Annotated in this window: 12 protein-coding genes and 3 pseudogenes; 8 read left to right on the top strand and 7 right to left on the bottom strand. The window is 71.4% G+C overall.

Annotated features, from left to right (window positions below):
• Window positions 1–5 precede the first annotated feature (5 nt).
• Window positions 6–98, top strand: a pseudogene (locus ABZV94_RS32405) (hypothetical protein); the annotation flags it as partial.
• Window positions 99–118: 20 nt separating this feature from the next.
• Here ABZV94_RS32405 and ABZV94_RS32400 read toward each other — a convergent pair.
• From ABZV94_RS32400 to ABZV94_RS32390, 3 genes are all read right to left on the bottom strand, one after another.
• Window positions 119–565, bottom strand: coding sequence for an anti-sigma regulatory factor (locus ABZV94_RS32400; protein ID WP_356346745.1), 447 nt, complete (start codon window positions 563–565; stop codon window positions 119–121).
• Between the two features lie 103 nt (window positions 566–668).
• Window positions 669–1,556: an STAS domain-containing protein gene (locus ABZV94_RS32395; RefSeq protein WP_356346743.1), complete on the bottom strand. Its 888-nt coding sequence runs from the start codon at window positions 1,554–1,556 to the stop codon at window positions 669–671.
• A gap of 145 nt (window positions 1,557–1,701) precedes the next feature.
• A complete protein-coding gene (locus tag ABZV94_RS32390; RefSeq protein ID WP_356346741.1) occupies window positions 1,702–2,862 on the bottom strand; it encodes a PP2C family protein-serine/threonine phosphatase in 1,161 nt (386 codons plus the stop codon).
• A gap of 200 nt (window positions 2,863–3,062) precedes the next feature.
• Here ABZV94_RS32390 and ABZV94_RS32385 point away from each other — a divergent pair, with 200 nt between their 5' ends.
• Window positions 3,063–3,497 carry a MarR family transcriptional regulator gene (locus ABZV94_RS32385; protein ID WP_356346739.1) on the top strand — a complete coding sequence of 145 codons (435 nt, stop codon included), beginning with the start codon at window positions 3,063–3,065 and terminating at the stop codon, window positions 3,495–3,497.
• A 981-nt stretch (window positions 3,498–4,478) separates the two neighbouring features.
• On the opposite strand, the gene ABZV94_RS32380 is transcribed toward ABZV94_RS32385, so the two are convergent.
• Window positions 4,479–5,582, bottom strand: a complete 1,104-nt coding sequence (locus tag ABZV94_RS32380) for a hypothetical protein (RefSeq protein WP_356346737.1) — start codon at window positions 5,580–5,582, stop codon at window positions 4,479–4,481.
• 138 nt (window positions 5,583–5,720) lie between these two features.
• Here ABZV94_RS32380 and ABZV94_RS32375 point away from each other — a divergent pair.
• From ABZV94_RS32375 to ABZV94_RS32355, 5 genes and pseudogenes are all read left to right on the top strand, one after another.
• Window positions 5,721–5,864: pseudogene (locus ABZV94_RS32375) on the top strand (IS5/IS1182 family transposase); the annotation flags it as partial.
• 557 nt (window positions 5,865–6,421) lie between these two features.
• Window positions 6,422–8,758 (top strand): M4 family metallopeptidase, encoded by a 2,337-nt coding sequence (locus ABZV94_RS32370; RefSeq protein WP_356346735.1) that lies wholly within the window; start codon window positions 6,422–6,424, stop codon window positions 8,756–8,758.
• A gap of 368 nt (window positions 8,759–9,126) precedes the next feature.
• Window positions 9,127–10,383 carry an APC family permease gene (locus ABZV94_RS32365; RefSeq protein WP_356346747.1) on the top strand — a complete coding sequence of 419 codons (1,257 nt, stop codon included), beginning with the start codon at window positions 9,127–9,129 and terminating at the stop codon, window positions 10,381–10,383.
• A 114-nt stretch (window positions 10,384–10,497) separates the two neighbouring features.
• Window positions 10,498–11,313: pseudogene (locus ABZV94_RS32360) on the top strand (LysR substrate-binding domain-containing protein); the annotation flags it as partial.
• A 321-nt stretch (window positions 11,314–11,634) separates the two neighbouring features.
• Window positions 11,635–12,240 (top strand): DUF3291 domain-containing protein, encoded by a 606-nt coding sequence (locus ABZV94_RS32355; RefSeq protein ID WP_356346734.1) that lies wholly within the window; start codon window positions 11,635–11,637, stop codon window positions 12,238–12,240.
• 224 nt (window positions 12,241–12,464) lie between these two features.
• Here the strand turns inward: ABZV94_RS32355 and ABZV94_RS32350 are convergent, their stop codons facing one another.
• The 3 genes from ABZV94_RS32350 to ABZV94_RS32340 form a co-directional block, all read right to left on the bottom strand.
• Window positions 12,465–13,829 (bottom strand): FG-GAP-like repeat-containing protein, encoded by a 1,365-nt coding sequence (locus ABZV94_RS32350; protein ID WP_356346732.1) that lies wholly within the window; start codon window positions 13,827–13,829, stop codon window positions 12,465–12,467.
• A 401-nt stretch (window positions 13,830–14,230) separates the two neighbouring features.
• Window positions 14,231–14,995 (bottom strand): alpha/beta hydrolase, encoded by a 765-nt coding sequence (locus ABZV94_RS32345; protein WP_356346730.1) that lies wholly within the window; start codon window positions 14,993–14,995, stop codon window positions 14,231–14,233.
• A gap of 255 nt (window positions 14,996–15,250) precedes the next feature.
• On the bottom strand, window positions 15,251–18,979 hold the full coding sequence (locus ABZV94_RS32340; protein ID WP_356346728.1) for a hypothetical protein: 3,729 nt from the start codon (window positions 18,977–18,979) through the stop codon (window positions 15,251–15,253).
• 393 nt (window positions 18,980–19,372) lie between these two features.
• On the opposite strand from ABZV94_RS32340, the gene ABZV94_RS32335 reads away from it, so the two are divergent.
• Entirely contained in the window at window positions 19,373–19,936 is a 564-nt protein-coding gene (locus tag ABZV94_RS32335) for a hypothetical protein (RefSeq protein WP_356346726.1), read from the top strand.
• The last annotated feature ends 130 nt before the right edge of the window (window positions 19,937–20,066 follow it).

Here is a 20,066-nt window from a genome sequence, read left to right as displayed (position 1 = left end):
ACGAGATCCTGTATCACCTGCGCGATCACATCGTCGGTCTGAACTGCGGCCGTTGGGATTACATCATCAGCAACATCAAAACTCTGAAGAACCAAGGCGATCGCGTGCCGCACCCGCGTCATCCGCTCCCCGCACCTTCGGCGGAGCCGGACGCCCAGGCGGTGACGGTGACGACGACGCCCTGGCCCGCCCGGCTGTCGAGAGTGAACTCGTCCACCAGCCGCCTGGCCCCGCCGAGCCCCAGTCCGAGACTGCAGGCGGCGCTGCTGTAGCCGTCGGTCATCGCCAGTTCGACGTCGCGGATACCGGGTCCGGCGTCGGTGAAGGCCAGCCGGATCCCCCGCCTCGGCCCGTCGGCGAGTGAGGTGATCTCGACCTGCCCTCCTCCGCCGTGGACCAGCGTGTTCCGGGCCAGTTCGCTGGCCGCGGTGACGAGTTTGGTCTGCTGGACGAGCCCGAACCCGAGCCCGGCCGCGACCTGCCGTACCCGGTGCCGGACCCATGCGAGATCCGCGTCGGAGCCGATGGGCATGCTGGTCGTTGCAGCGGGGTCGGAGGCCGGCATCACGTGCCTTCCCGAGGAAGGGGGCGACGACCCCGGCGGGCCAGGAGGATGTCCGCCGGCGCCAGGGGCGGCACCGGCGCCCGACCACCCGGGAGGGAGGCTGTCATCGCGGGATCACATCGGGCGTACGCCAGGAGACCTGGATGCCCTGCCGGGCGAGCGCGTACGCCAGGGCGTCGGCCAGCGAGCCGCGGGTGAGGACCGGACCGAGGTCGATGCCCAGGTGCACGATCGTCTGCGCGATGGCCGGGCGGATGCCGGAGACGATGCATTCGGCACCCATCAGCCGAGCCGCGGCGACCGTCTTCATCAGGTGGTGCGCCACCAGCGAGTCGACCGTGGGGACGCCGGTGATGTCGAGGATCGCGTAGCGGGCCCGCTCCTCCACGACGGCCTGGAGCAGCGACTCCATGACCACCTGGCTGCGGGCACTGTCCAGCGTGCCGATCAGGGGCACGGCGACGACGCCTTCCCAGAGGTTGATCACGGGGGTGGCCACTTCGAGCAGTTGCTGCCGCTGCCGGGCTATGAGCTCCTCACCGGCCAGGACCGCCGCCTCCATGAGCACCAGTCGTAGCGTCCCCATCAGGACGGCGAGCGCCGGCAGAGCCTCCCGCGCCGCATGACCGGGCAGGTCCTCGCCGCACAGCAGCTCGGCGGTCGCCGCTCGCAGGTCGGCGGCCTCGTTCGCGATCTGCGCCGGGCCGAAGCCCTTGCGGGCACGCGCGGCAACCACGCGTCCCAGCTGGTCGCGCGCCGGGTCGAACCCGGGAGCCGCGACCCTCTCCAGCCGACCGCTCGACGCGACCCCCGTCAGCGCATCCACCACGACCTTGCACGCCTCCACGGCCTCGTCGCGCGAGACGGTGAAGACCGTCCGGAAAAGGGGCGCGTCCGCCCAGCGCTGGGCGATCTGTTCGCGACGGCGCGCGAGGAAAGCCCCTAGCTCCCGCGCCACCGCCTCTTCAGCGGCCTGCTTGGGCACCTGCATCGTCTCCTCCGCGACAGGCCGCTGCGCCGAGACAGGCACAACTCCGGCAATTATTGTCCCATGACAAGTGTGGGGGCCGTGGACGCGGCCAAACGACACAGCATCGACACATCCGGCTTCCGGACACGACGGCCGGCGCGGCCCGTCAGCGTCCGCGCCAGTCCAGGCACACCACCAACGCGTCGTCGTCCGGGACGGGCCGACCTCGGTGGCCGGTCAGCTCGCGCAGGATGGCACGCGGCACCTCGGCAGCCGGCAGTAGGCGAGTGGACGTGATCGCCCGGGCCAGAGCGGCGTCCCCGTACGCCTCCCCCTTGGGCGAGGAGACCGCGTGCACCCCGTCGCTGGCGAAGACGAGGCGATCGCCCGGCAGGACCTGGAAGTCGTGCGCCACGTAGTCCGTCTCCTCGAACATCCCCAACGGGAGCTGTGCCTCGAAGTCGACGCGCTCGACCGTACCGTCACGCAGCCGCAGCAACTGCGGTGAGCCGGCGTCCACGACCTTCGCCCGGCCCGTCGCGAGTTCGAAGTCGAACATCAGCACGGAGAGATAGCAGCGCCCGCGATAGTGCGCGTACACCGCCTGGTCGGCCAGGGCGGCCTGGTCGTCGATGGCGATTCCGGCTCGCCGGGCGTTGCGCAGAGCGTTGATGGCCAGGTTGGTCAGCAGGGAGGCCTCTATGCCCTCCCCCATGCCGTTGGTGACGTAGAGCATGAGGTGGTCCCCCGTGGCGGACCAGTCGAAATTGTCACCGTAGATGGCGTACGCCGGCTCCAGCTGCGCGCCGAGTTCGTACTCGGGGCGGGAGCACGCGCGGCCGGGCAGGAGCTGCCACTGCATCTCGGCGGCCAGGGTCAGCCGGTCCTTGCGCCTGGCCCGCAGATACACGTCCGTGTCCCGCTCGGCGACCACGATCTCGTGTCCGAGCACCTCGGCGATGTCCGCGAGCTCAGCCAGAAGTCCGGGCGCTCCCACCCCGGCCGGCAGGGTGAGCGACAGCACGCCCAACCGGTCCCCGCGCACGGTGACCGGCAGATGTACGCGCGCGGATCCCTCGTGCGGCACCTCCACGAACGGCTCCTGGGCGCCGAACGCACGGCCGGCGGCACTGCCGTGCACCGGCACCGGCTCCGCCGCGTGGGGCGGCAGCGACATCGGCTGCAGCACGGTGAGACCGTAGTCGGCCAGATACAACTCGACGGAGCGCGCGGCGTACTCCTCGGCCAGTACACGGCGCACGGCGTCGAACAACTCGTGCGGAGCCGCCGTGCGCAAGGCGCGCTCGGCGGTCACAAATCTGTTCACGACGGTAAATACACCAATCTTTCGACGGACACACGCGCCCCGCCCGGGCGGCGCGGCCACCCGGAGTCGAATCGCGCCGATCGTCCGAACCATCTCTTGCCGCTCCCGGCACCTAGTACGCTGGCGGCCGTCCCAGTGCCTGCGAGAGTGTGACGGTGACTGTCTTCCGCCCCCGCCCCGAGCCAGCCGAAGTCGCCCGCGTGACCTTGACGGCCGTGGAGTTGCTGGAAGTCCTCTGGGGCCGGGCCTCCACCGCGCCCGCCTCTCCGTCCCAGATGCGTGTCCTGCTCATGCTCGAACACCAGGACGGCATCAACCTGCGCACCCTCGCCGACTCCCTCGCCTCCACGCCCCCGTCCACCAGCCGGCTGTGCGACCGCCTGGTGGCCGCCGGCTTCGTCGAGCGAGCGGTCAGCCCGGCCGACCGTCGCGAGGTACGGCTGCATCTCAGCATGCGCGGTCGCGCCTTCCTCGACGATCTGCGTGCCCGCCGGGAGCGGGAGTTGCACGCGGTCCTGGAGTTGATGCCCGCCGCCAAGCGGACCGCGCTCCTGGAGGGACTGGAGGCGTTCTGCGACACGGCGGCGCTGCAGATACACGACAACGCGCCGGACGCCGGAGACCAGACGGCCTGAACACAGGGCCGGCCCACCGATCGCCCCGCGATTCAGGGCTTGGATGGCCGGCGCACGGAGCGACCTCCGTCCACCGGAGCATTGCGGTTCCTTCCCCGTGCGTCACGACTCCGACACTTTCTTGCCTCACGGCCATTGTTGTCAAACGGCAACAGTGGGATCCGGGAGTCTCCCGCTTCGGATACCCCGCTGTCATCCCCAACTGCTGTGAGCAGCGTCTCGGAACACCCGGGAAGAGGAATCGATTATTCCGGCGATCTCGGGCCACAGGGGCCGTGCAGCGGCGCTCCGGCGAGGGCGCCGGCGTACGCATGCCACGAGCGTCGCCGGTGGCGAGGGTGCCGGCTTCCTCCCCAGTCGCAGGCGCGGAGGACCGTGATCCGGCGCGGCCGAGCACGCGCGGGGTCTCCACCGCGAACTTCCGAGCCAACGGGTTGCGGACGGCGGCACCGCCTGCGCGGCAGGGGCGGGCCGGTCAGCGCCGTGGGGTGCCATGGATGCCGAGTGCCGGCCAGGACGCGATCGAGGAGTTCTGATCGGCCATCGTGGCCAGAAGCGGGCCTGTTCCCGTGTGCGCGTCCTCGGCAGGATGCCGTCCCGGAGGCGGGCCGGCCAGGCGCCCGCACGCGCCCCGGTCGTAGAGCACATGGCGGGTGACGCCCGAACGCTGTCTGCGGCGCCGGCCGTCCAGATTGCTGCCGGGGCGTCCACGTGGGGCGGCCGATCGAAGGTGCGGATCCGACGGCGGGCGCCGACCTGCCGATCTTGTCGCGCGACCCTCTTTCACCAGGATTTTCGGGTAGCCCGGCTGTCGACCGCCAATGGGCGCACGTCGGCTACCTTGCGCCCTGAGGTCTTTCGTCTGGACCAGCCGGCGTGGTCCCGTGGAGGGCCTGTGCCAGCACTTCCACCATGGCTGACCGAACCCCTCTGGGACCAATTCGCTGCACTGCAAGATCGCCTATTTGCGCGGCCTCTGACTCATTCCGTTCCCCCGTCCGTCTCGATGACCCAACTGCCTCGGCACTGCACCTGATAGAAGCCAAGACCCGGCAGGCGGAGCGGCAGGTCCGCGTCACCCTTGCCGCGCACCACCTCGGCCCACTCGGCGAGGTCGTCGTCCAGGGCCAGCAGCCGTACATCACCGCGCCCGCGATGCCGCAGCACCGCCGGTCTGCCCGGACCCGCGTACCGTACGAGATCCCCACCGCATCCTTGAATCCGCTCGGTGAACTCCGGCACGGCGTCCAGGGGTTCGGCCCACGCCTCCCAGTCGGCACTGGCGCCGCCACGGAAGTCCACCTGAAAGCGGGCCACTTCACGATTGCCCGAGCGTCGCAGCGGCACCCGCGCGTACACCGGCTCAAAGCCGTCGCCCAGGCTGTAGCCCTCGCGCTGATCGCCGCGCAGCAGCAGGACGACGGTGACTTGCTCGGCGGTATCGGTGCGTACCACCAGCACGGCGGGCCGCCCCACGACCGGCAGCCGCACCCGCCCGGTGCCAGGACCCTTCCCGTACGTCCGGCCGCCCGCCCCGGATGTGGCGGCGGCCGGCAAGGACCCCGGCCGCCGCTGAACGGCCCCGGACGTCGTCCGCCGGGGAAGGGAAGCTCTCCCCCCTCCTCCGCCGTGCCGTACCCCGCACTCGGCGCACACCGCGACATTGCGGGAGGCTCCGTCCGCCGGTGCCCAGGGCACCTCGCGCACGGCCCGCCCGTGCCGGGCGTCGAAGAAGCACAGCGGAAGGCGACGGGGCAGAGGCAGCCCGGCCCGCCGTGCGTCGAGACAGGCCAGCGCATGCCAACCGTCGTCCAGGGCCCGCAGTACGTCGAGCGCCTCCTCCAGGTCCCGGTCACCGACGAATGCCCGCTTGGCCTCCTCATACGCGTCCAGGGCCCGCTCCAGGTCGGCGCGCATCGCGTCGGTGGCCCCCGGCTCTCCGGGCGAGAAGTCGTGCTCGTCGAGCGCGACCCCGAACGCGGTGATCCGCGCCTCCACGACGGCAAGTTCCTGGTGCGCCCGCCGCCGTGCCGTCTGCCCGAACCATCCGCCGAGGCGCACCCGGAGCCGCCAGGTACTGGCCATGCGACCACCCCCTTCCAGGGGATCGTAAGCCGGGGAGAGTCCCTCGCCCGAGCGGTGCGTGAGCGGGCCCGAGTGGTGGCAGCGACACACCAGCACACGGCCGAGGCCCGCAAAGAGGGCCCTGGTAGGCGAACCTCCCCCCTGGCCTTCCATCTCACCGCCGGACAGGTCGGCGACGCACCCGCCTTCCGCGAGGTGATGAGACGCCTGCGTGTTCCGCGTCGACGCGGACGGCTCCGCACCAGGCCGGACGGGGTCCTGACCGACAAGGCTCGTTCCTCGCACGTGGCCGTTCGGGGCTCCGGCGTGCCGTCGCGAAGGCGCCGCGCCCGCGCTGCCAAGGGCTCGGCCTGTACGCGGCGCTGCTTCCGGCCCGCCGACAGGGGCGGGGCGGGAGGAGGACTTCCGGGCTGTCGACGCCGCTATGGCGCGGCAGCTGCGTCAGAGCCGTGTACACCCTCTCGGTTTCCGGACGGTGTCATCTCTTGTTTCCGCTCCGCCAGTTGCTGGCCGACAGCTGCCACCTGGCGCCAACCGGCCACCTCGGCACCCTAGCGCCGCTTCCGCTTGCATTGGCATCTTCACTCCGGTGAGGCGGCGTTGACCGTCAGATGGCACTCGATGCACGGCCCTTGGAACGTGCGTTGCGAGTGCGGCCCGCCGACGTGCCGTACATCTGACGTTCCGCCACGGAGGCCGTGGCCTCCGGCCTCCCCGTGACAGCGGCCGTTCGCACCGACTGACGGCCGGACGGAAGGACTCTTGGATTGAACCACTCCCGTAACAGGGCCGCGTCCCCCCAGGGTGGGCGCAGATCCCGTCGGCGCCTGGCCGCGACCGTGGCGATCACAGCCGCGGCACTCGCGTTCTCCGCGCTGCCCGGCTCGGCCGGCGCGGCCACCGTGTCCCATGCCCCCGAAGGCGCTCGCACAACGGGAGCGCTCCCACAGATCAAGGTGGCAGCCAGGCCGGGGTCCAGGACCGTCCACCTGTCGCCCGGACAGCGTCGGCGGCTCCTCGGCCAGGCGGTCAAGGCGGCGCCGGACACCGCCCGTTCGCTGCGTCTGGGCCCTGAGGAGAAACTGATCCCGAAGGACGTGATCCGGGACGCCGACGGCACGGTCCACACCCGCTACGAGCGCACCTATGCCGGACTGCCCGTCATCGGCGGCGATCTGGTGGTCCATCAGGGGCAGGGAACCCGCACCGTCACCTACGCCTCCAAGAAGAAGCTGACCCTGCCGACGACCGTGGCCAAGGTGCCGGCCGCCACGGCGAAGAAGGCGGCCCTGAGCAAGGCGGTGGCGAAGGGCACCCGCAAGGCGGCCACGCACACGGCTCCGCGCAAGGTCGTCTGGATGATGGGCGAACAGCCGAAACTGGCTTGGGAGACGGTCGTCACCGGTGTGCAGCAGGACGGCTCCCCCAGCGAACGCCACGTCGTGACGGACGCCGCGAGCCAGGACACCCTGCAGAACGCCGAACACGTGGAGTCGGCCCAGGGCAACAGCCTCTACAGCGGGCAGGTCACGATCGGCTCCACGCGCCAGGACGACGGCAGGTACGCCCTGGTCGACCCCCAGCGCGGTGGTCACCGGACGCTCGACTCGAGTGTCACGTCCAACGGTGTCCTGTTCACCAGCGATGCCGACGTGTGGGGCGACGGAACGGCGGCGAACCCCCAGACCGCGGCGGTGGACGCGGCGTACGGCGCACGGACGACGTGGGACTTCTACCTCGACCGCTTCGGCCGCAATGGCATAGCCGACGACGGTCGCGGCAGCTCTTCCCGAGTCCACTACCAAAGCGTGAAAGGGGTCCCCTTCGCCAACGCCAACTGGCAGGACGGCTGCTTCTGCATGAGCTACGGCGACGGCGCGGACGGGCGTCATCCGGTGACGTCCCTGGACATAGCCGCACACGAGATGACCCACGGAGTCACCTCCTCCACGGCCGGACTGGGCAACTACGGCGAATCACCGGCACTCAACGAGGCGATCAGCGACATGATGGCCGCCGCTGTGGAGTTCTACGCCGACAACCCGAACGACGTGCCCGACTACACGGTGGCCGAGCTGGACGACCTGCACGGTGACGGCAAGCCCATCCGGTACATGGACCTCCCCTCCAAGGCCGGCGTCGGCGCCGTCGGCTACGCGCCCCTGGACTACTGGACGCCTCAGGCGAAGTCGGACGAACCGCACATGGCGGCCGGGGTAGGCGACCACTTCTTCTACCTGCTCGCCGAGGGCAGCGGGCACAAGACCATCAACGGCGTGGCCTACGACAGCCCCACCTATGACGGGCTGCCGGTGGCGGGCATCGGACTGACCGACGCCGCCGACGTGATGTACCGCGCGCTCGCCGTCTACATGACCAGCACCACCGACTACGCGGGCGCCCGGACCGCGACGCTCCAGGCCGCCGCCGACCTCTACGGCGACCAGAGCGACGCCTACGAGGCCGTGGCCAACGCCTGGGCGGCCGTCAACGTCGGGACTCGTTACGTCAACCACATCGCCGTCGAGCCGCCGCCGACCGAGCCGGTGGCGGTCGGCCAGCCCGTCAGCCGCCGGATCTCGGCATCCAGCAGCCGTCCCGGCACGGTGACCTACTCCGCCACGTCGCTGCCCCGGGGTCTGTCGATCGACCACGCCACCGGCCTGATCACCGGTACGCCCGACAAGGCCGGCGACTACAGCTCGTCCATCGTCATCACGGACACGGCCGGGGACACCCGGAACCTCTCGTTCACCTGGACCGCTCTCGAATCCGGCGGACAGTTCTTCGTCAACCCCACCACGTACGTGATCCCGAAGTGGGGCACCGTCGAGTCGCCGCTGATCATCCGGGGCAAGCCGGGCCACGCGCCGAGTGACCTCAAGGTCACGGTCGATCTCGACCACGGGTTCAGCAACGCCATGGTGATCGACCTGATCGCCCCCGACGGCAGCGTCATCCACGTCAAGCCCTGGGGACCCTGGGTGCTCACGCCCGAGCTGCACGAGACCTACACGGTCGACGCCTCGGCGGTCACCAGGGTCGGCACCTGGAAGCTGCGCGTGACCGACGGCACCCCGGGCTTCTACGACCTGGACCCGGGTCACCTCCAGCGCTGGAGCCTGGACTTCTCCGGCGCCGGCCCCGCGGCCGCAACCGGCTCGCCCACCCGGTAGAGCGCACGACGGCCACCGCTTGGCAACCAGGGGTCACTCCCCCTGACCACCACGCGGTGGCCGCGAGCGTCGAAGCGGGCTGCGCGGTGCCGCCGGCGTTCCGCTCCGGGCCGACGCACAACCGGATGAGCAGCACCCCGGCCCCGGACCACCGCCGCACACCCCTCAGCCGAGGTGCCGCCGGCCGCCGTGACCGCCTCCCGGGACGTCCGCGCGCGTCACACCCCCGCCCCCGTCTGTGACCCGACCCCAGGGGGTAGGCGGGTGTGGTGACACCTCCTTCCACTCCTTCCACGCCTTCCACTCCTGCGACGGACAGCTCGCCGCAGGGCGGGGCGCCCGCGCTCAAGAAGGCGCTGACGACCCCGCTGCTGTACTTCTTCATCCTCGGCGACGTGCTGGGCGCCGGTGTCTACGTCCTGGTCGGCCAGATCGCCGCGCAGTCGGGCGGCGCCGTGTGGCTCCCCCTGCTCCTGGCCCTGCTGCTGTCGCTGCTGACGGCCGCCTCGTACGCCGAACTCGCCACGAAGTACCCGAGGGCGGGCGGTGCCTCCCACTACGCCACCCTCGCCTACGGGCCGTTCACCGGCTTCCTCGCCGGATACTGCATGCTCGCCGCGGGCATCGTCTCCGTCGCCGCGCTGGCGCGGGGCTTCGCCGGCGACTACCTGGCCGTCTTCGTCAGCCTTCCGGTCGTGCTGGTGGCGGCCCTCTTCCTGTGCGTCCTGGCCCTGCTGAACGCCCGTGGCATCAGCGAGTCCACCCGCGCCAACGTCGCGGCGACGGTCGTCGAGGTCGGTGGCCTCCTGCTCGTCGTCGGGCTCGGGGTCCGGCTGTTCCTGCGCGGCGACGGCGACCCCGGCAGGCTCGTCCACCTCGGCACCGCCCACACGGGAGCCGCCGCCGGTGTGCTGGGCGCAACGGTGCTCGCCTACTACTCCTTCGTCGGCTTCGAGACCTCCGTCAACGTCGCCGAGGAGACCCGCGATCCGCGTCGCTCCTACCCGCGTGCCCTCTTCGGCGCCCTGGTGACGGCGGGAGCCGTGTACGTCCTGGTCGGTGTCGTCGCCTCGGCCGCCGTCCCCACCGCGACGCTGGCCCGCTCCAGCGGTCCGCTGCTGGAGGTGGTGAAGGAAGCGGGCGGGGTACCGCCGAAGGTGTTCGGCGCCATCGCCCTCGTCGCCGTGGCCAACGGCGCGCTGCTCACCGGCATCATGAGTTCCCGCCTGGCCTACGGCATGGCGCGGGACGGCCTCCTCCCCCGCTTCCTGACCCGGGTGCTCCCGGGCCGCCGTACGCCGTGGGCCTCGATCGCGGCCACGACCGTGCTGTCCTTCCTGCTGGCGCTCACCGGTGACGTGGGGAGCCTCGCCTCCACCCTCGTGCTGCTGCTCCTCGTGGTGTTCTTCATCGTCAACACCGCGGTGCTGGTCCAGCGGCGCGACCGCTCCGACCGTCCGCACTTCCGGGCGTACACCGCCGTCCCCGTTTTGGGGGCAGCCTCCTGCGTGGCGCTCGCCACGCGGATCGAGGCCGACGTCTGGGCGCGCGGGCTGATCGTCATCGCGGTCGGTGTGGCCGTGGGGGCCGTCGCCGCCCGGCACCGCCGCCGGGCCTCCTCCTGAACGACGCCGGGGCCTCCGGCCCGCGTGCTCGCGGCGGTCCAGGGGGCCGGGGGGAGAGCCGTGCCGCCCTCGCGGGCGATCAGCCGCTGTGTCCCCACGGCCTCCTCGTGGAGCCCCGCGATGAGCGCGGCCCTGGCCCGGCCGCGTCGGCACTTCGACGACGACCTGCTCGCCCGCGTCGGCGGCCACTACGAGCTGACCGCACTCGGCCAGGTACTCCGGGACCGCACCTCCACCGCCTACGACGTGCTGGAACGCCTCTTCTCCAGCCAGGCCGAATTCGACCCGGCCCGGGAGAACCGCGAGTTCAGGCTGATGGCGTCCGACTACGCCGTCGCCGTCTTCGGCACCGAACTCGCCCGCGTCGTGCACGAGGAGGCCCCCGGCGTCCGGCTGCGCTTCACCCAGACCCCGCCGACCGTCGTCGACGACACCGCGTCCCTGCTGAGCGCCACCGACGGCCTGCTCATGCCGCACGGCGTCATCAGCGACTTCCCCGCCACCGACCTCTACGACGACCGCTGGGTGTTCCTCGTGTCGCGGGACCACCCCGGCGTCGAGGACCGGCTCACCCGGCGTGACCTGGCCCGGCTGCCGTGGGTGACGTACCAGCGCACCTACGACGCGCCCACCGTGCACCAGCTCGGGATGCTCGGCATCGAGCCGCGCGTCGAGGTCTCCGTGGACAGCTTCCAGCTCCTGCCCCTGATGATCGCCGGCACCCGGCGCATCGCCCTGATCCAGGCACGGCCGGCGCGGATGCCGGCGCCGATCGCCGCCGTGCGAGCGGTGGAGCCGCCCTGCGCGGCGGTGCCGCTGCGGGAAGCGTTGTGGTGGCACCCGGTCCACACCCATGGCGCGGCCCACGTCTGGCTGCGCGAGACGGCCGCGCGGGTCGGGGGCCGACTGCTCCGCGCGGACGAGGGGTGACACGACGAAACAACCTCGGAGCCGGTCCTCTCCCGGCCCCAGCGCCCAGAGTTGACGCCGGCGGTGCACGGTGTCGGCCGCCCAGCCCCTGCGATGGCCGGTACGAGAGGCCACTCGGACAGGGAAAACGCAACTTCGACAGGGCCCGCGAAGGCAGCTACCTTCACCTGGTCTTCGGCGATCGCCCAGGGCCGCACAGGAGTTCCTCCAGGGCTGAGCCACCCGCGACGGGATGAGTTGGTCACGCCCGACGCATCCTCGCCGCCAGGCGCAAGCCACCGAACGGGGTCCCCACCAGGCACCCCCACCCAGGAAGAGACCATGCCTCATCTCGCGCTGTACACATTCGGCGTCCTGAAGTCACCTCTGGCCGATCCCGCGCCGCTCACGCGCGAGTTCTACGACCGGGGTGAGGCCGTCTACCGGAAGATCAGTCAGCATCCCGGATACCTCACGCGTGCCGAGGCGGCAGAGGGTGACCGGGGCGTGCTCTTCGGGGCGGACTGGGGTGCATGGGGAGAGTTCGTCGTACCGACTTGGTACGGCAAGGGCCGTACGGTGGACACCACCGCCCTGGCCGCGACCCTCTCACTCTGGACCGGCCTGCGCCCCGCCTTCGACGCCGTCTACGCCGGTCTGCACCGTGAGGCCCTGAACAGGCGTTACGACTGGTTCGAGAGGACAGGGCACCCGAACCACGTGATCTGGTGGGTCCCCGCCGGCGTGACACCCACCTGGCAGGACGGGGTTTCCAGGCTGGAACACCTCCACGACCACGGCACCGCGCCGCACGCCTTCACCTTCCAGCGCTCGTTCGACCCGGAGGGAACTCCGACCAGGATGAATGGCGTCGGGCTCGTCGGTCATGAGGGGGGTGACGCCCGTGGCAGAGGGCCAGGTGGCGGGGCGGGAACCGACGGCTCCTAGTGCAGGCGGAGCAAGCCGGCCAGGGCGAACGTGACGAGGCCTGGGGCGAGGCAGACAAGGGGCGGCGGGGATCAGGAGGCCGGGCAGGCGCGACACGCGTACTGCGCCGGTCTTCTCCAGCAGACCCCGGCCCGCTGGAGAAGACCCGCAACCGCATGACACGCAGCCCTTGCTACGCGGCCTCCCCTCCGCCGAGCACGTCAAGGCGTTCCACGGAGGGCGTGTCAGATGACTCCGAGGAGCCCGTAACCGCCGAGGCCGGTGTTGTACTTCTGCGGGAAGCCGACGGACGCGGCGGTGATCATGTGGCTGCCTTTGGCGGTGGGGCCGCCGGTGCCGCCCGGGAGGATCCAGACCGCGCCGGTCCAGGAGTTCTCCTGCCCGGCTCCGATGAACAGTTCCGCCTTGCCGTCCTTGTCGATGTCGCCGACGGATACGGTGGTGCCGAACGCGTCGTCGGCCTCGTCGCCCCCGGGGATGCCGGCGGTGTCCTGGGTGAAGGCGTAGGCGCCGCCACCCAGGGCGCCGGTGCGGCGGCCGGGGATGACCGTGACCTGCCCGGCGTTCCGCTTGCCCGTGTCCTCCAGCGGCGAGCCGACCACGATGTCCGCGAGCCCGTCCCTGTTCAGGTCGGCCACCGCGAGGGCACCACCGAAGTGGTCGCCCTTCTCACTCGCACCAGGAACACCGGCGGTGTTCTGGGTGATCTCCACGGGTTGCGCCTCCCGCGCGATGCCCTGCGCCGACCCGTACCACACGAGTACCCGCCCGCCGAGCGCGCCGTCGGCACCGGCCTTGTCCGGCTCGTCCGGGTCTCCGACGACGAGGTCGGCGTACCCGTCGCCGTTGACGTCCCCGGTGGCCGCGATCAGGCCGTTGCCCTTCTGCTGCCAACCCCCCAGAACCGGGTCGACGTACACCGCGCCGCCGCTCAGGTCGGCCAGCCGGACGGTGACGACGACGTCTTCCGGGAAGCCACCGTGGCTGAAATCGCCCAGAGCCACGCTGCCGACGGAAGCGGTGTCCTGGTTCTCCACGGCATCGCCGTACGTTCCGCTGCGGCTGAACGGCCCAGTGAAGCGCATCGCCCCCTCGTACCCGGCGACGAGCACCTCGGTCTTCCTACCGGGGCCGGTGCTGAGCGCTGCCAGGTCCAGGCCGTAGTACGCGCCCGCGGTGGTCGCCGGCAGATCGGTGCCGGATGTCAGACCCTTCTTGCTGCCCCACAGGACCGTCACCAGGCCGGCGTCCTTCCCCCGCCCGGTGTCCTCGTACGGGGCGGACACCACCAGGTCCGCGAAGCCGTCCCGGTTCAAGTCGGCCGTGGCGGTGGCGGTACCGAACCCGTCGTCCGGCTCGGCCGAGCCCGGCACGCCCGCACTGTTCTGGGTGATGGTCACCCTCCGGGACGTGGACAGCCCCGACGCCGACCCGTAGAGCACGACCACGGCACCGGCTCCGGTCTTGCCGGCCACGTTCGCCCCCGGCGCGGGCAGCACGGCGTCACGGTAACCGTCACCGTTGAAATCCCCGGGCACCGCGCCGTGCACGGCCACCGCGGGAGTCGCCGACAGCAGTGGAGCGCCCACGACGGCGGCGACCAGAAGCGCCCCCGATCTCCAACCACCACGCCGGTCATGTCTGTTCGCCACGGACCACGCCCTCTCCCCATCCGACGCATCCTTGTGTGCGCCGCGATCAGGGCATCGTAAAGGGGGCGAGCCCCGCGATACGCCTGACCCCTCGCCCTGGGCGCGGCCACCGCTCGCAGCATGCCGGCCTGGCTCGTGAGCGACGGGTTCTGGAGGTGCCCGGTGCCCCGGCTGGAACGGCTACGGTGACGAGGCGTCCGCCCCCCCACGAGACAGGGGCCAGCTGTGCGGGCCGGCAGAGGGCAGCTCAGCAGATACCTCCTCTGCATGCGCAGCCCCACCCCCGGCCGCAGGGGGCGGCGCTCGGCCCGCGGAGCCGGGCGCCGCCACCGCGCACGTCAGGCCGGCGAGGTCGGCCGGCCGAAGTGCCGGGCGAAGAACCGGACCGCGCTGTCGGCCTCGAACCTGGGCAGTTCCTTGTGCCTGCCCGAGTTCACGTGCAACGACTTCTCCTTCGACGCGAAGGCGTCGAACAGCGCGAGGCCCTGCTCGCGCGAGATGTGCTCGTCGTCCCACTGCAGGTCGAACTCGATGGGGATGGTGATCCGCTTGGCCTTCTCGGCCAGGACCTCGGGCCAGTGCTGGCCGAAGACTGCGGCGCTGATCCTGGGTTCGACCGCCACGAACGGTATGCCGATCGTGGTGCCCATGTTGATGCCCCAGAAGCCCACCGGCCCGTCGGTGCCGATCTCCGGGAGTTCCTGGAGGGCGTCCAGGGTCGCCTGGTACTCGGGCACGGCGAGCTTGGCCAGGTGGTCGTTGTAGCGCACGACGATCGGGCCTTCCGGCTCGCCCGCAGCCCGCGCCCGGAACAGCTCGGCGATCTCCGCCTCGTCGTGCCTCGTGCGCGGCCGGTCGCCGTGACCGGGCGCGTCGATGACGGCGACGTGGAAACCGCATCCGGTCTCGAGGAGACGGGCGCGGCCGGACATGGCCGGATGCTTCTTGTGGTTGCCGCCGCCATGGGCCAGCAGGACCAGGGGCGCGCGATCGGCCGCACCGGATACCGGCGACCAGAGAACGCCGGGGACGCCGCCCACGACGAAGTCGCGTTCGATCATGCCGTTCGACGACGACTCGGCGGTGAAACGCAGAGAGTGCATAGGTGTTGCCTTTCGGGAGTGCCTTGTTGTCGAGGCGCTCCCGCCCGAGGAGGTGAGACCCGTGAACGCTGTATCCCCGTGGGTGCTCCCCCCTCTCCTCACATCCGGTGGTGACCCCTCAACTCTTTTCCCGCCGCGTCGTCGCGACTTGAGAAACCGCAGGGGGCCCGCCGCACCTGGCTGGAACACGGCCGCGCTCCACGTCGGCGATGCGCTCGGCCGCGCCCCGGACGGCGTCCTCGCCTCCCGCGGTGCTCAGCAACTGTGCCGGTACGCCAGGCCGTTGACGTAGGCCGCCCACTCCGCTCGGGTCAGTCCGGCTCCGACCTGTCCGCACAGGTGGGTGACCGTGCGGCTGGGTGTCAGCCCGTAGGCCAGCAAGGACACGTGTTCCGTCGCCGCGCGCAGACTCCCGCCGTCGGCGGAGAACGCGAGGGCCCTGATGGTCCCGGCGTTCGTGTGGAGGGTTCCGCCGACGGGTTTGCGGGATGTCACGTCCCATAGCCGGACGGTTCCGTCCTCCGCGCCCACGGCCAGGACCGCACCGTCATGGGAGAAGGCGAGAGCGGACACCCCTGCCGTCGAGCCGGTTCCGTTGGCGTCGGCGGGCTCGGTCGGATCCGGGGCGGCGGTGAGGTCACCCAGGCGGTGGGCCGCGGTTCCGTCCCACAGCGTGACTCCTCCCGCCTCGTCACCGGCCGCGAGGTGGCCGCCGGTGGGGTCCTGGACCACGACGGTGGTGTGATCCGAGGTGAGCGTTGCGCTGGTACGGCGTTTGGACGGCAAGCGCTCCACATCGCCCTCGGAGGTGGCCAGCAGCCGGCCGTCCGGGCTGAGGGAGAGGCTTCCGGAGACGCCTGGAAGCCTGGCGATCCTGGCCGCGCGGCGCCAGTCCCACAACTCGGTGTGATCGTAGGACAGGGAGGCGAGCACGGTGTGCCCGTCCGGGGTCAACGCGAGGCCGTCGACGGTGTCCGCGTCCTCGCCGGTGCCGGGGAGACGCAGGACTCGGTGCCGGGTCAGGTCGCGGCTGTCCAGTACGGCCAGCGTCGTGGCCGCCTCCGCGTCTCCGCCTCCGCCCGAATACGCGAAGGTCCGGTTGTCCGGACCGAAGGCGAGAACGTCCCCGCAGTCCGCCCCGCTGTCGTCGACCTGGGCGAAGTCGGGGTCCACAGGGCAGGGGGCGGTCGGCAGTGGGACGGCCGTGCTGTGGCCCGTGGGTACGTCCAGCAGTGTCAGGCGGTGGGTGCCGCCGGCCTGTCGCGCCGTGGCCAGTCGTGTGCCGTCAGGGCTGAAGGCAGCGGCCGTCGTGGAGTCGGCGTGCCAGCCGTTGTCGTCGGCATGGCCCAGGGACACCGACCAGACCGTGGTGTCGGAGGAGCCGCTGGTGTAGCGGACGACTCCGGCGGCCGGGTCGAACCGCACCGTACCCGGTGACGACTGGTGCGGCAGCGTGGAGCCCAGTACCGGCGCCGTCGGGTGATCCGTCCGCCACAGCAGGACGTCGCGGTCGTCGGTGGTGGCGAAGAGCCGGCCGTCGGTACTGAAGTCGATCTCCCGCACCTCTTTGTGGGCGAAGGTGTGCGTGGCCCGGCCGGAGGCTACGTTCCACATCGCCAGTCCGTCATCGGTGGTGAGCAGCAGGGCATGGCCGCCCGGGGCGAAGGCGGCTGTGGGACACCCGTGGTCCGAGGACGTCTTCTCCCATCGTCCGGGCAGCCGCCGTCGCCGACCGGCGACCTGCCAGACCTGGACTCCGCCGTCCGGGCGGCAGACCGCCACCAAGCGGTCGTCGGGGCTGATCGCGAGGATGCTGCGGGAGTTGACCTCGACGAAGGTGCGGGAGTCGCTGGTGCCTTGCATGGCTTCCGCAAGGCCCGGGTCGTCGGTCCACGAGGCGCCCGGGCAGGTCTGGAAGAGCACCGTCCGTCGGTACGGGTCCCACAGTTGGGCCGGGCGGAGCGATGTGCCGTCGAAGGCGAGTGAACCGCTCTTCTCGCACTCGGACCTGGCGGTGACCGACAGCGTCCTGCCGCTCGCGCCGAAGGCGACCTCCCGCACCGGCCCGGGGGTGCCCAGCACCGGGCCGTCCGGCCGTCCCGTCGCGGTGCGGTACAGCCGGATACCCGATGTGGTCGACACTGCCAGTCTTCTTCCGTCCGGCGACAGGGCGAACGCCGGATCGTCCTGGGCGGGGACCCTGAAGCGGCTCAGCCGGTGGTGGGTGCGCACATCCCACCGTTCGGCCCGACCGTCCCGCAGCGTCACGAGCGTGCGCCCGTCCTGGCTGAGGTCGACCAGTGCCGAGGCGGAGTCGGGAACGCGGAAGGCGTCCCGCGGAAGCTGGGCTGCGACTGCCAGCAACGCCGAGCGGGTCTCCGGGAGATCGGCGATCTTCCAGGCGGCCACGCTGAGTTTCATCGCCGTGGCCGGTTCGGACAGCCGCAGCGTGTCAGCCACCGCGGCAAGACGGCGGGCCTCGGTCCGTACCCGCTCGGCCTCCGCCGCCCTGCTCTGCTGCCAGCCGAGCAGCCCGGCCAGCACGGCCAGGACCGCCAGGACCGAGACGGAAGCCAGCAGCCGGCGCAGCCGCCGAGCCGAACGGAGCGTGGCACGCTGCTCACGTTCGCGGGCTTCCAGTCCGGCGGCCAGGAAGGACCTCTCCAGGGCGGTGAAGTCGGCTCGTCCGCCGGGCTCGGCGAAGGCCTCCTCCGCGGCGGCCAGTCGCGTGCCCCGGTACAACGCTCCGGGGTCGCGGCCCAGGTCGCTCCATACCTGCGCGTCTTCGGTCAGGCGGCGGTGCAGGCGGAGCCTGGACCGTTCGCTGTCGATCCAGCCGTGCAGCCTCGGCCAGGCCGTGATGAGCGCCTCATGAGCGAGGTCGACGGTGTCATCGTCCAACGTCAGCAGGCGCGCTCGGGTCAGGCTGTCGAGAACTGCGGCAATCTCCGCCGCGGAGGCGAAGTCCAGCTCCTCGCGACGAACGGGGCGGCGCGTGTCCGGCGTCCCGTCACCGGGTGTGACCAGGCGGAGCAGCACGGCCCGGGTGAGTTCGGCCTGGGCAGGGCTCATGCCGGCGTAGACGCTCTCGGCCGTACGGGCGATCGCACCGCGCAGGCCGCCTGCTGCCTCGTAGGCGGTCTCCGTGAGCGCGCGGCCCTTGCGCCGGTGCCAGGTCTCGAGGAGGGCGTGCGACATCAGCGGCAGGGCGCCGGGCTCCCCCTCGACCTCATCGAGGATCCGGGCGGTCAGGGAGCGCTCCACGATCAGCCCACCGGCCTGGGCGGGTCTGATGACCGCCTCACGCAGTTCGTCGCGGCTCATGGGGCCCACCAGGACGCTGCCGTCCTGCAGCATGGCGGTCAGCTCGGCGTGTTCGGCGCAGCGGCCGAGAAAGTCGGCGCGCACGGCGATGACGACACGCAGCCGGCTGGCGGGATCGGCGGCGGCGAGCAGGCGGCCGACGAACTGATCGCGTTCCACGGGGTCGCGGCACAGGGTGTAGAGCTCTTCGAACTGGTCGACGATCAGCCACGTGTCCCCGTCGCCGTCCTTGGGTGTCAGACGCTGCGCGTGGGTGGGCAGCGGGTGCTCGCCGGGAGTGAGGACCCGCAGCGCCGCCGGTACGGCACGGCCTGCTTCCGGGGTTCGCAGGCGGGGAATGAGGCCGGCCCGCAGCAGGGAGGACTTACCGCTGCCCGACGGCCCGAACACGGCGGTGAACCGGCGGGAGGCGGCGAGTTCGAGCAGGCGGTCGGTGAGCTGGTCACGGCCGAAGAACAAGTCGGCGTCGCTCGGTTCGAAGCGGGCCAGTCCCCGGTAGGGCGCCTCGGTGTCCTCGTCGGCGCGCGGCTCGGCAGCGGCTTCGGCGGCCGTCTCACGCCACCGCGTCTCCCACTGCTCCGGGTCACCGCCGCACGCTCGGACATAGGCCAGCACCACGGGCAGCGTCGGCAGCCGGTCCCCCGCGGCCGCCTGCGACAAGGTGCTCGCTCCCTGTCCCGTGCGCTGCGCCATCACACGGTAGGTGGGGCTTCCGGCCTCGGACCGTAACTTGCGTAACTCGGCGGCGAATCGGGCCACCGGCCCCGCGGTCGCGTCGACCGGATTCTCCCGACGCCCCGCCATCGACGGCTCCCCTCCCCCGGTCCCGCCTCCCCCGTGGACGCGGCGTTGTGCCCCGAGACCGAGAAGCTACGCGCACCCGCGTGACAGGGGCAACCACAGGCACCGTCTTCGGTCGGCGCCCGAGAGCGGCGCGTCGGCCATTGATCAGAGCGGCAGAACCGACTGTCCAATCAATCCAGCGGGCGGAAAAGTCGAGGTCACACGGCACGGACGGGCTGTCCGGCCGACACAGCGGAAGGGAATCGGAAGATGAACGTGTACAAGCGGCTCGCGCTCGCCACGGCGACGGCGGCGCTGGGTGCGGGACTTGCCGGGACCACGCCGGCGCAGGCGGTGGAGAGGCCCGGCACAGCGGTGCAGGCCGCGTCCGGGTTCCAGAACTGGTCGTGCGGCTACAACAACGGCAAGGGACTGGAACCCCACCCCCTGTCGCATGCCACCACGGACCACAAGCTCACGGTGGGGCCCACGCTGGTCGAGCTGCGGAACGCCAAGTCGCACGGCACGTGGTTCGCCTGGGCGCGGGTGAACGCGGGTATGGACGCCGCGACCGAACCCGGTACCCAGGTCTGGTTCGACTGGTCCGACGACCACGGCCGCACTTACCACGCCTGTGGCAGCCCGTACCACAAGGTGATGCTGGACGCCGGGGTGGTGCAGCGCGAGGACGGTCCCACCTTCCAGGCGCACACCAAGGCGGTCAACTGGGTCCGGGGACGCTGGGTGAGGGTCTGCGGCGCCTACTGGCGCATGCACTCCAACGGCGTTCCGTACGTGGCGAAGAGCGACTGCTCCAAGTGGTACGCCAGCTAGCACGCCGGTGGGCGAGGCGGCGCGCTGGGCGTAGACTGGTACGAGGGCCCCTTCCTGGGCGACGGGCTGCTCGGCAGCATGATCTACCGGGAGCCGGACACCCACCAGATCCGGTTCACCGTCCAGCACG

The sequence above is a fragment of the Streptomyces sp. NPDC004658 genome (assembly GCF_040609555.1).
Lineage (GTDB): Bacteria > Actinomycetota > Actinomycetes > Streptomycetales > Streptomycetaceae > Streptomyces.
The sequence above is the reverse complement of the archived record's forward strand: the minus strand, read 5'-3'. Positions and strand labels throughout refer to the sequence as shown.